This window comes from Paenibacillus sp. S150, from assembly GCF_019352175.1.
In the GTDB taxonomy this organism is placed as follows: Bacteria; Bacillota; Bacilli; order Paenibacillales; family Paenibacillaceae; genus Paenibacillus_AQ.
The window spans coordinates 17,130-29,309 of record NZ_JACBYI010000063.1; the positions used below are offsets into that span (position 1 = coordinate 17,130).

Genomic DNA, 12,180 nt, shown 5'->3' on the forward strand with positions numbered 1-12,180 from the left:
ATCCGCTCATACACTATAGGCAGCACAGTTTTTACCTAATGGAGAGTGAGTCCCAATGTCTTATGATTCTGATCATTCTGTCAGTATGGAGCGCCTGGCAGGCAGATACCGCTACCTGGAACGGGAAGGATTGCTGCCGCTGCCGGTGAAGGATGGCGTAACTCTGGTGGTTGAGCTTCGCCATGCCGAGTGGGCCGCGGAATGCCTGAATCTGCTGCTGCAGCATTCCGGCGCTCCGATCACATTGATTGGCGTTGCCATGGATGAGGACTTCCCGCTGCCGCCCTTGGCAGAAGCTTTTTCCGGAGTGACCTTCATCCCCTATGAACCCCGAAATTATGGGGTGAACAAGGCTTTGGCTTATGCCGGGAGCTCTTTTGTTGCGTTGCTTGAAGATAACGTGATGGTGTCTTCCGGCTGGCTTGGCAATCTGCTGTGGCCCTTTATCGATGATCCCTCTGTCCGGGTTATTGCGCCCCGTTCTTCTACAGAACTGGGCGAGACCAGGGAGCGGCTGCATTTTGGCACCGAAGAGGAATTATCCGCTTATGTCAGCCACTCTCTGGAGCGGAGGCAGGGAGGATGGCATGAGGCTGAGGTGCTGGCCGGCTCCTGCCTGGTCTTCACGCGGGAATTGCTGCTCCGTATCGGCGGGTTCGATTCCGCGCTCATTCAGCGGCAGCTGATGGTCGCCGACTGGTGCCTGCGGGCCCGGCAGCTTGGCGCCCTCCTTGCACTGAGCGAGGCCGTGTACGTTCATGCGCTGCAGCCGCTTCCGGAGGCCGGTGAAGCTGCGGTCCCTGACGGTGTGCAGGCAGGGGAACTGGCATACCTTGCGAAATGGGGGCTGGGCAGCAGCCCGGTGAAGCTGGAAGCGGGCCTGCTCCCCGTGCCTGCGGATGTACCCGTGCTGCTGCCACGGCCTGTGATACCGCTTGGGACAGCTGCCGTTGCTCCGGTTCCGCTCGTCACGGCGGTTGTCTATTCCGAGCGGGTGCTTACTCCCGAGGAGTCACGTGAATCCCGGCTGCGGCTGCAGGGGCAGCAAAGCTACGGAAATATCCGCTGGATTTGGGTCCGGGACAGCCGCAGCGGTGCTTTCCCGGAATTTCCGGTACGTGAGCAGGATGCCGTCCTTGCAGTTGCGGGTGAAGATTCCTGGCTGCATGCGCTGGAGAAGGTTTCTGCTATTTATGGCAGTGACATCGTAGTGTACCTCTCTGCTTCCGCCGATTATGACAGCCATTATGTGGAGCGGATTGCCGAGGCTGTCCGGCGCGGGTCTGCCGACCTTGTGGTAAGCGGGTCTGCTGCGGCTGCGGCGGAGCCGGCAGCGCACCGGGCATTGCCCGGCCTGTTCCCGGTCCAGCTTCCATTGGAGCGTATTGCCCACAGGAGCGGGGTAGTCCCGGGCCGCATCACTAAGCGGCAGATGTACAGCCGCAGTCTTCAGCTTGAGCCGGAGCCATCCCTGGCCATCGGGTATATCGGCGGACCGGCCGGGCCCAATGCCCGCACCCAGGCTTCGGACGGGGAGGCGTGCATATGAATTATTTGATTCTCAGTCTGGGTTCCTGGGACGAATATCCATATAAAAGACTGCTGGAGCTTCTTCCGGACCGGGCAGACGTCTGCTTTGCCGGAGAGCTGACCTCCGGGCAGCAGGCGGACAGCGGGATCAGACCGGTGCCCCTGGCAGATCTGAACAATATGGATGCGAGTGAATTTACCATGCTCGTCTCCTCACCCTACTGGCTGCCGGATGTGCTGGCGCTGCAGCCGGCTTATATGGTGGCGCTGCTTGCACCTTGCCCGGAAGGAGAGGACAAGGCGCTTTGGGATAAATACAGCGGCCTGCTTGCCGCCAGGGCCGATCTGGTGGGTACCGCTTCAGAACGGTTATATCTGGAGCAGAATCTGAGCAAATCCGAAGTGGTCTATCTCAGCGGAGATTACCCGTTGTCCTGCGGGCTGATCCGGCGGGGAGAACGGCTGTTTTTTCTGTCCGACTATGAAGCGATTTGGACCCGGGCGCTGACAGAATTGTGGCAGCCGTCATCCTCTAAGACCGGGAGCTGGCTCATCCTTCAGCGGCGCCTGAGAGCAGACTTCTATGTGTCCATGTGCGGGAAGATGCCTGCTCAGCCGACGGTGCATTATCTGGCCGCCACGTATTTGTATTTGCTGGGAGACGAGGCCGCCGGCCGCTATCTGGCGAAATCCTTTGAATTAATGCTGCTGCATGATTATACCGATTGCCTGCATTCGCATTACCGTTTCTTCTCGGCCATAGAAGCCAAGAAAGGAAATCTTGCGCTTGCCGCCGCCCAGTATGAGATCACGGCCTTTACGGAGGAAGAAAGGCAGGCAGCCGCGCAGATGCGGCAGTGGCTGGACAATGGACAATACGAGCTGCTGCAGGCGGAAATTTACCGGGTGAATGAGGATATAGCGGAGGCTATCCGTATTCTGGAGAAAGCCTCCTGCCCCGAAGCGCAGCCTCTGCTGCTGCAGAACTACATCACCTCCTTCCAATGGGAAAAAGCGCTTCAGCTCCAGCGGGCAACCGGGCTGGGCGTCAGCGAGGCCGCCGGTCCACCGAGCTTTGCCGGAGCGGCGCTGACCTCCGTTACGGTGGGCGGGAGCGGAATTCCTTCGTACGGCGGCGTCCAGCTGCCGGTCATTGAAGGTACGCTGCATCTGCTGCATGGCAGAAGGCATGCGGCGATCCGCAGCTTCCTGCGGGCGGCGGGTGCGGGCGGCGAAGCGCGCGCATTATTCGCGGAGATGGCCGACCTGGAGGAAGCGGCAGGGCGACTGAAGGGGGAGAACCGATGATGAGCAGGGATAAGCCGCTGCGCAAAACCTCCGGAAACCGCTTAACCGCCATGATGCAGGTGCGCAATGAAAGCGGGCGTTATCTGGAGCAGGTACTGAAGGAGCTAAGCGATTTTGTGGATGATATCGTCATTGTCGATGATGCCAGCACGGATAGCACGGTGCGGCTGTGCAATTCTTTTGCCAAGGTGAGCAAGCTGGTGACGCTGGAAGGCTCGCTGTTCGACCGGGAATGGGAGCTGCGCCGGACGCTGTGGAAGCTGGCGGTATCGACGGAGCCGGATTGGCTGCTGTCCGTGGATGCCGATGAATTATATGAGGAAGAAGCCAAGCGGGAAATGCGCCGGCTGATTGACCAGGACGTGTACGACTCTGTAGCGTTCCGGCTGTATGACTTTTGGGGCGGCACAACGCATTACCGTGAAGACGAGCACTGGAACATCCACACCAAGCATACCCGGACGCTGGTCCGTTATCTGCCGCAGTTTTATTATTTTACTCCCCAAATGAATCACCATGTTCCCCGTCTCCCGTTGTCCTACGCCGTTCTGCCGGGTTTTCTCACCGAGCTGCGCGTGAAGCACTACGGCTGGGCGTTGCCGCCCGAAGCCCTCCGGCAGAAATACGAACGCTATATGGAGCTGGACCCCGAGGGAAAATGGGGCAGCCTGGAGCAGTACCGCTCCATCCTGGATGAGAATCCGCGTCTGGTGGAGTGGAAGGAACGGCGGGAGAGTTGAGGCCCGGAACGGGCGGAAAGAATCGGACGGAGACAATCGGGGGGAAGGCAGACAGCAGCGGGACTGGCGTTGTTAGCGCAGAAGCGGAGCGGGCTGCTGGATGAGCTGGTTAAGGAGCCGGGGTAAGGAAAAGATCTGGTTAGTAAGGGAAGAGGCGGGAAGTAGAATGGGTTAATTGTGGAATGAGATGGGAGTAGAGCGGGGGAGGGTGGGATTTAAGGTAGGAAGAGAATAGGTTAAGTGCCTATCCCAAAATAAGTTACCGGGAATGAATGGATCGTACGCTTCTCCAAACGGTCTGAGCGCAAATGAAGCAAGGCTTCATAGTTGCGTGCCTTCTTTCAAGCGAACAACAGCCCGCATCCCTTTTTTCTAAGAGTCCAGTCTATAGGCAACCGTGCAGCGGGCTTTTTGGGCTTATCCCCTTGTGCAGGTGCGGAGTGGGCAAGCTGGGCGTCCGGCAGCTCCCTTCCCAACGCTTACTTCCACACTCCTTTGCTTACTCTTTCTCGCTGTGTGAGATTATTCGCAAGATTACGGCAGCGCGCCCCGAAATAACGGCAGAAATGCCGTTGTTGAGGCGAAGCTGTCCCGTGCGCCCCGAAATAACGGCAGAAATGCCGTTGTTGAGGCGGGGCTGTCCCGTGCGTCCCGAAATAACGGCAGAAATGCCGTTGTTGAGGCGAAGCAGGCCCGCGCGCCCCGAAATAACGGCAGAAATGCCGTTGTTGAGGCGAAGCAGGCCCGTGCGTCCCGAAATAACGGCAGAAATGCCGTTGTTGAGGCGAAGCAGGCCCGTGCGCCCCGAAATAACGGCAGAAATGCCGTTGCTGAGGCGAAGCTGGCCCATGCGTCCCGAAATAACGGCAGAAATGCCGTTGTTGAGGCGGGATGGCCAACTCTCATCACCTCTTACTTTTTTCTTAACCATAGTTCTTACTTAATTTATTCTGGGATAGGCTCTAAGTGTGGAATGAGGTCTGTCCGCCGCAGCCGTTACCTTCTCCGATGCCCTACTTAAATGTACTTCATACAGTTATTTATCAACGATTTGGAATGGTGAATAATGTAATTGAAGTCTGTATAGTTATATTTGCGTAATTCGGCTGCAGTGAAGAATTTCGGCATTTCTAGTTGCAGAACTACACTTATAAATCAAAAGCCCGATTTCCGCACGTTTTAACTGTATGAAATACATATACTCCATTAATTCACCCCATTAATTGGACCAAACCCCCCCATACCTCCAATATCACATCAACTGCAGTTTGTGCAACAGAATTGCCGTTCCAGAGGAAGGAGTTCGGTTTCATTGCACTTTGTGCAGTAGAATTTAGCAGATAGCCCTTAAAACGCCGGATGGTCTGATTTCCAGTGCACGAAATGCAATTGAATCCTTTACAGCTTACTTTACAGGTATTCTACTGTACATTCTGCAATCAGAGGGCATTCGACTATGGATGCGACTTATTTTCTCAAACATCATTCACCCGTTTCCTGCTACAAGCCGTCCCGTAGGGCTGTTCTTACGAGCAGCAGCCAGGAAATTCGTCCCGATGGGGCGCTTCCGGGAAAAGCCTCTTCTGCCAGCAGCAGCTTATGGCAGCTGAGGGCCACGGCTGCGGCTGCGCTTCCGGATTGGCGCAACGCGTTCTCGGCTGCTGGATCGAGGCATGGCACTCTTCCGCATGAAGCGGCTACGGCGGCATAAAGCAGCCATTCGGCGGCAGAGGCAGGGGCGTTGCCGTATTGCTGCGCATGATTCCTGTGGATCGAGCACCACTGCTCCCGGAAGGGAGCAGGTGCTTGCAGCAGTCCGCGCAGCAGCGGCTGAGGCAGGCGGCACCATTGGAACAGCGAGGGGGCCGTATTCCTGTATAGCGAGAGCAGACTGCTCCAGGCTCCCGCCTGAAGCAGCAGCTGTGCAGCGTAAGACAGGTCAGAGAAGGATAACGGCTGTGCCGGAGCCGGATCACCTGGTTGATCCGTGGAAAGACGCTGTGCCGGAGCGGGTTTATCTGCATGCTCCGAAAGGTGCTGCATCGCAGCGATATCACCTGCATGCTCCGAAGGGCGCTGCTGCGCCGCCGGAGCACCCCGGTGCTCCGCGGTGCTCCGCAGCGGCTGCGGTCCGCCGCCGGATTCCTCCCATATCCGGTGATGGACCGCAGCGACGCCTGGCCTGAAGGCGGCCAGGTGTGCGAGCCATTTCCCTGCCGCTGCGGCGTTGCCGCTGCGGCAGGACCAGGCCCACAGATAGCCGTGTATCGGCGGCTGATCCGGGGCGTCCCTCAGCAGCCGCTCCAGAGGGGCCGCTGCTGACTCCGCGGGCTGCCGGAGCATTTCGGGCAGCACCTGCAGGATGGCCTGCACCGAAGCCGGCAGCTGCGGTGCGGAAGACAGCACCGCCAGCCATTCATGGGCATGGGCATTCAGTGCAGCAGGCACACATCTGCCCGCCAGCGCGGGAGGCCAGGCCTGGAGGGTCCGCCGGGTTAAGGCGGTTAGGCGCTGCTCTTCTCCCGCCAGCAGGCAGAGGGGGACAAATTCATTCCAGGCAGCAGTATGGCCGGGATCATAGCCTATAGCTTGCTCCCAATAATCAGCAGCCTCCTCATATCGGAGCAGCTTTTCACAGACCAGGCCCATCACGAAGCCGGTCCGGCTGGTTCCGCTCCCGGTGGAGGAAGGGTACCGCTGCGAGGTGTCTCCGCTTTGCAGCGCTTTTTTCAGCAGACGGTAAGGCTTTTCCAGATCCCCTTTTTCCAGCAGCAGGCCGGCATAGCTCTCCAGCAGATCGGTGAAATCGGGAAATAACCGGAGACCTGCTTCAAAGACAGTGCCTGCTTCTTCCGGACGTCCGCTGGCCTGCAGGGCATAGGCAGTCTTCAAATAGATATCGGGAAGATAGCCGGAGCCGGAGGGGACTGTCTTCAGGAGAGGAAGCAGAATATCTGCAGCCGCTCCATATTCACCCTGCTGATAATGCTCTGTGCCCAGCGCATACAGAAGGGGAATACTTGCCGGATCAAGCTGCAGAGCAGCATGGATCAGCTGCAGATTGCGGCTGGTTTTGTCCTTGCGCCGCAATTCCGCGTCAAGGTATCCGTAATGCCGGATCGGCAACGCGGCGTACGCGATGTTCCCGCCAGGAATTGCCCAGATGCTGCTCGCAGCTTCCTCATGGATGCTTCCCTGAAAAACAATGCGTTCATCATTCCGGAACAGACGGCAGACATTGTCCGTCACGTACTCCCCGCCGGCAGCCTTCCCCACATAGTGGATAAAAGGCAGGAAATAACCGTGCACCTGCTGTTCGCCAAGCAGCTTGTTCAGAACCTCTGCCCGCCAGCCGCTTGCGGCTTCGTCGGCGTCAAGAACCAGAATCCAGGAGCAGGAGGCCTGCCGCAATGCCAGATTGCGGGCTTTGGCGAAATTTCCCTCCCAGGGAATATTAAGCACCCGCGCTCCGTATTCCAGGGCAATCTCCACGCTGTTGTCGGCAGACCCCGTGTCGGCGATGATGATCTCCGCCACCAGTCCAGCAACCGAGGACAGGCACCGTTCCAGATGCCGAGCTTCATTCTTGACGATCATGCATAGCGAGAGATCCGGAATGGACATCGAAGATCACCTGCCCTCTCTAGTCTGTCACCCGGGGAAGCGGAAGCACCCGGCGTGCTCTGCCGGCCGCCGGACTCATGGCAGCGGAAGCGGGAAGCGAGGCCAGCGCATGGTCAGCCAGCAGAATCCAGGTGCGGCTATGCTGGTAAGCCGGATTGTCCGTCATTCCAGCAGCATCTTGCGGAAGAACACAAGGCTGATTCAGCAGGACAGCCACATCCCCGTGGCTCAAGCTTCCTGCAGGAGCCGCCGCCGCTTCTCGCAGCGCCTGTACGAAGGAGCCGGTCCCATCCGGGCCAGCCGCAGCCTCGCCTCTCACTGCCGGCCCCGCCCCTGCCTGATGGCCAGAGCCAGCCCCGGCGGCATACTCCGCCGTCCATCCGGCACCCGGCAGTTCAAGCGGCTCCCCGGGTCCGGCTGATGCAGCCTGCCCAGTCTGCGCCCCTCTGCTGTCCAGTTCCACGGCACCGGCAGCGCTCTGCTCCATATGCGCCACAGCTCCGTTTATCCTGCTCTTTTCCAGCAGCCTCGCCGCCGCTTCATAGCAGCCTTCATTCAGCAGCAGAACCGCCAGCCTCCGGTGCTCCGCCGCTGCTTCGGGGATGTGCAGTCCCAGCCAGCCGGTCAGCTCGTTCTCCCGGCCTGCGCATTTCAGGGTCCGCACCAGATGTGCAAGCAGCAGCCACGGCTCCGGATGGAGCCGGGCGGCTTTGGTGTAGAAGGCCGCCGCTTCGCGGTCTTCGCCGATCTCCTGGCACAGCCGCCCCAGCAAAGACCATGTAGCGTAGGTTCCAAAACCGGATTCCGTGTGATAGCCGGGCGGGGAAGCACCGATGTCCAGTGCCTGGCGCAGCGCTGCCTTTGCCTCCATCCAGTCTGCCTCCTGCAGCAGCAAGGCGCCTTTTAGATGATAAAGGTCCGGATAGTCGGGAAATAAAGCGATTCCCCGCTCACAGGCCGCAAGCGCCCCCTGCATATCCCCCTTGACCGCCCGGCAGCGGATTTCGTACTTATACAGCAGGTGGATGTAGCTTGTGTCCGGGTCCGCTCTTTCAAGCGAAGTATGGATATGCTCCAGCGCATGGTCATATTCGCCGAGCCGCATGTACTCCACCGCCATATTGAAATGGTGAAAGGCATCCCCCGGGCTCAGCTTGAGCTGCTCCTTCAGCAGCTCAACATTGCGCCGGATCTTATCCCTTTTGGCCACAACGCCGGCCGCATAGCCATAATGGTGAATGACCACAGTGCTCAGATGCATGGCTGCGGCCGGTGCCGCCTGCACGATGACTGAGGCGATTTGTTCATGGATAATGCCGCTGAAACGGTATTCCGGCCGGTTGCGGAACATCCGCAAAATCGGGTTCACCGTAATGGTCTGCGAGGAGCGGGACGTTCCTTTGTGATTATGAATCCGCAGAAAAAAGGCCTCATACTCCGTATGCTCCGCACACAGCAGCAGTTCTCCCCTGCTGCTCTCATCCAGCTCCTCATCCGCATCGAGCACCAGAATCCATCGTCCCCGTGCCTGCGTAAGACCGGCGTTGCGGGCAGCGGCAAAATCGCCGCTCCAGGGAAAGGCAACAATCTCCGCCCCATACCTGCGGGCAATTTGCACAGTGGAGTCCGTAGAGCCGGTGTCGACCACTACGATCTCGTCAGCCACACCGCGCACACTTTTTAGGCACCGGTCCAGGTTGCCGGCCTCATCTTTGACGATCATGCAAAGGGTAATCCGGTTTCGCGTCTTGCTCATGATGCGGCTCCCTTCCGGGTTGTCTGATAAAAGCTCCATTGTGTATGCCAGGCGGTGCGGTTCAGCACGGCAATGGCCTGGTTGACATCTGTAATATCCTCCTGCAGAGGACCGTGGGTATAAATCTCCGGAAAGCTGGCCTCAGCCCCTGCGAGCTCCTGCCTGGCGAGATGAAGATAGCACAGCGACAGGCCGATACGTGCGGGTTCATCCCCGGAAGCTTCCGCCAGCATTTGCCGGAACCATAGGGCAGCTTCTTCATAGTGGCCTTTATCAAAGAGCATTTCCGCGAGATAAAAAGAAACCTTCCCCCGCGCCTGCTTCTCGGTGGCCAGGGCAATCAAAAGCTCGCCGGCCGCCTCCAGCTGGCCTGCCTCATACAGCGCCTCTGCCAAATCGCTCCGGTGTCCAGGCATGACCTCGGCCACTTCGGCTGCCAGTCCGTAGCTGCGCAGCTCCACCGCTTGCCTGATCAGCTCCGTGACCACCATGCTGTGGTCACTGTTATCGCTGGGCATCGGTGAGGCTGACTTGTGGCGGCGGTGCGTCAACCGTTCGCCGATTAGCAGCAGCGCAGACAGCAAGGGTTCCGGCGCGTCCGTGAATTTGAAGGCTTCCGCCTGAAGAGGGTCCTCTTGCTTCCAGCGGCAAACCGCTGCAATCATCCACAGACGCCGCATCTCATCCCCCATACCGGCAGCTTCCTTCAGCAAAGGATAAGCCTCGAGCAGAGCATTCCGGGCTTCGTGCAGCCTGCCGGTAATGACCCATGCAGAGATGATGGCCGGCAGGGTTTCCCGCTCCAGCGGAAACCCCGCCGCCGGCAGCTCGGCAATAGCCTCATATGCACAGACCGCCTCCAGCGCACGGATCACCGCACTTCTCCCGGCTGCCTGCTCCGTACCGGCAAGCTGTATCAGCAGAGCGGCGATTCTCTGATCCGGCACATCCAGGCGCTGGAAGGCTGAGGCAATTCCCTGGAGCGCCGGAGCATACAGGGAGTGATGCTGCAGGGCGCGGTGAAACCACCGGGCAGCTTCCTCCGCGTGTCCAAGCTTAAGTGAAATTTCTCCCATGCGATGCAGCGGGCGGAAGCTGTCCATGCCTTTTTCGGAGACGTATTTTTCACTGGAGGCCGATCTGCTGCCCACCCTGTCTTCTGAACCCGCCGCTGCGCGCTGATAGGACTGAAAGGCACGTTCCGGCAGTCCCTGGCTCTCCCAGGATTGTCCCTGAATGAAATGCAAATCGGAATAATCGCCGTATCGCTGCAGCTCCCGGGCCAGCAGGGCATCGACCGCCTTCATGTTGTTCAGGGACAGCTGGATTTTGCATAAATCGCGGATCATGGACGGCCGGTAGGAGACCTGAAGCGGAGCGCGGCTGATCGTATGGCTGAGCAGCTCGGCAGCTTCCTCCAGCTGTCCGCTTTGACAGCAGGTGACCGCCAGATTATAGCTGTAAAAAACATTTTCCGGCTCTTCCGCCAGCGCGCGGCGCAGCAATTGCTCGTTGCGTCTGACTTTGTCTTTTTGGGCCATGATGCCCGGCAAATATCCCAGATGGATAATTTCAATGCCGCTGCTGCGGATGACGGAAGCACCGTGCTTGCCGATAACTGAGGCGTCCACGCCTTCATGAATGATTCCGTGGAACCTGTATCCTTTTCCATTGCGGAAGAGACGGATTGCACTGTGCGTTAACCGTTCCTCGGGCGCACTGCCCAACCAATTTTCTATATTTACTGTAAAAGCCATGGCTTCGGTGTTCCGCAGCATCCCGGCGATATTGCCCAGCGGTGTCTTCAGTATTTCATCGGCATCGAGGATGAGCACCCAATCCGTTTGCGCATAGGATAGCCCTGTGTTGCGTGCTGCCGAGAAATCGTGGCTCCACTGCATAGGATATACCTTGGCTCCATAGCTTTCAGCGATAGCTGCCGAATTGTCGGTTGACCCGGTATCTACAATTATAATCTCGTCCGCAGCGCCGGCCAGGCTTTCGAGGCATTGGGGCAGAAGGGCCGCTTCATTGTGAATGATGAGATGTACGCCGAGGGTAGGGATGTTCACGGGTGGTCCTCCCTTAGAAAGTCAGATTCGTCACTGTTCTGATATGCGCAGCAGGAGTGTTGTCCGGCATTGGCAGGCAGAACAAAGAGTACATGGTTATCCATGCACTCTTAGTTAGCTACTGTATGATATGACAGAGCATTGGCTTACGTTCCCTGAGCATCGAAGATGACGTTGACGGCAGATGCTGAGCCGGGAGTAGCCGATTGGTAGGACAGACGGGTGTATTTCAGGAACCGCGCCGGGACAATAACATCCACGGAGCCTGCGGGCAGCGGATTATCGCCGGTTGTATCGACAAAATAATTCGTTCCGTCCGCGCTGACCTCGACCCGAGTATTGACAGGACTGGCACCGGTATTGACGATAAAATAAGAGTAGGTGCCCAGCACGCTTGTCGTGTTCGCAGGCAGCGGCGTATAGGCGTCGCCGGTAGTGATGCCGGTAGTAGCCAGTTCAATGAAGCTGCGCTGTGAAATCGAGGTTACGCTGCTGAGTGTACCTGCGGTAATGGTAGCGCCCAGCACGCTGGTAATCGTGCCGTCGAGCAGGTTGGTTACAGTACCGGCGGACGACAAGGTACCTGCAGTGATGGTAGCGCCGAGCACGCTGGTAATTGTGCCGTCGAGCAGGTTGGTTACAGTACCGGCGGACGTTAATGTCCCGGCGGTGATGGTAGCGCCGAGCACACTGGTAATTGTGCCGTCGAGCAGGTTGGTTACAGTACCGGCGGACGTTAATGTCCCGGCAGTGATGGTAGCGCCGAGCACGCTGGTAATCGTGCCGTCGAGCAGGTTGGTTACAGTACCGGCGGACGTTAATGTCCCGGCAGTAATGGTAGCGCCGAGCACGCTGGTAATCGTGCCGTCGAGCAGGTTAGTTACTGTACCTGCGGACGACAAGGTCCCGGCGGTGATGGTAGCGCCGAGCACGCTGGTAATTGTGCCGTCGAGCAGGTTGGTTACAGTACCGGCGGACGACAAGGTACCGGCGGTGATGGTAGCGCCGAGCACGCTGGTAATCGTGCCGTCGAGCAGGTTGGTTACAGTACCGGCGGACGTTAATGTCCCGGCAGTGATGGTAGCGCCGAGCACGCTGGTAATCGTGCCGTCGAGCAGGTTGGTTACAGTACCGGCGGACGTTAATGTCC

The 12,180-nt window shown here is 58.4% G+C and carries 8 protein-coding genes; 3 read left to right on the forward strand and 5 right to left on the reverse strand.

The window, feature by feature from the left end; translation table 11 throughout:
• Positions 1-55 precede the first annotated feature (55 nt).
• Genes HYD27_RS30190 through HYD27_RS30200 form a run of 3 tightly spaced genes read left to right on the forward strand, consistent with a single transcriptional unit; the run spans position 56 to position 3,578 of the window.
• Entirely contained in the window at positions 56-1,549 is a 1,494-nt protein-coding gene (locus HYD27_RS30190) for a glycosyltransferase family protein (protein WP_219221490.1), read from the forward strand.
• Positions 1,546-2,838, forward strand: coding sequence for a hypothetical protein (locus HYD27_RS30195; RefSeq protein ID WP_219221491.1), 1,293 nt, complete (start codon positions 1,546-1,548; stop codon positions 2,836-2,838). The genes HYD27_RS30190 and HYD27_RS30195 overlap by 4 nt, the downstream gene beginning before the upstream one ends.
• Positions 2,835-3,578, forward strand: a complete 744-nt coding sequence (locus HYD27_RS30200; protein WP_219221492.1) for a glycosyltransferase — start codon at positions 2,835-2,837, stop codon at positions 3,576-3,578. The genes HYD27_RS30195 and HYD27_RS30200 overlap by 4 nt, the downstream gene beginning before the upstream one ends.
• 499 nt (positions 3,579-4,077) lie before the next feature.
• Here HYD27_RS30200 and HYD27_RS30205 read toward each other — a convergent pair whose 3' ends face one another.
• From HYD27_RS30205 to HYD27_RS30225, 5 genes are all read right to left on the reverse strand, one after another.
• Positions 4,078-4,509, reverse strand: a complete 432-nt coding sequence (locus HYD27_RS30205) for a hypothetical protein (RefSeq protein ID WP_219221493.1) — start codon at positions 4,507-4,509, stop codon at positions 4,078-4,080.
• A 569-nt stretch (positions 4,510-5,078) separates the two neighbouring features.
• The gene (locus tag HYD27_RS30210; RefSeq protein ID WP_219221494.1) at positions 5,079-7,202 is read right to left on the reverse strand and encodes a glycosyltransferase; all 2,124 of its coding nucleotides are present in this window, start codon (positions 7,200-7,202) and stop codon (positions 5,079-5,081) included.
• Between the two features lie 19 nt (positions 7,203-7,221).
• A complete protein-coding gene (locus HYD27_RS30215) occupies positions 7,222-8,958 on the reverse strand; it encodes a tetratricopeptide repeat-containing glycosyltransferase family 2 protein (protein ID WP_219221495.1) in 1,737 nt (578 codons plus the stop codon).
• Positions 8,955-11,030 (reverse strand): tetratricopeptide repeat-containing glycosyltransferase family 2 protein, encoded by a 2,076-nt coding sequence (locus HYD27_RS30220; protein WP_219221496.1) that lies wholly within the window; start codon positions 11,028-11,030, stop codon positions 8,955-8,957. The genes HYD27_RS30215 and HYD27_RS30220 overlap by 4 nt, the downstream gene beginning before the upstream one ends.
• Before the next feature lie 146 nt (positions 11,031-11,176).
• Positions 11,177-12,180, reverse strand: a 1,004-nt coding sequence (locus HYD27_RS30225; RefSeq protein ID WP_309242152.1) for a DUF6385 domain-containing protein, incomplete at its 5' end; no start/stop codon positions are given.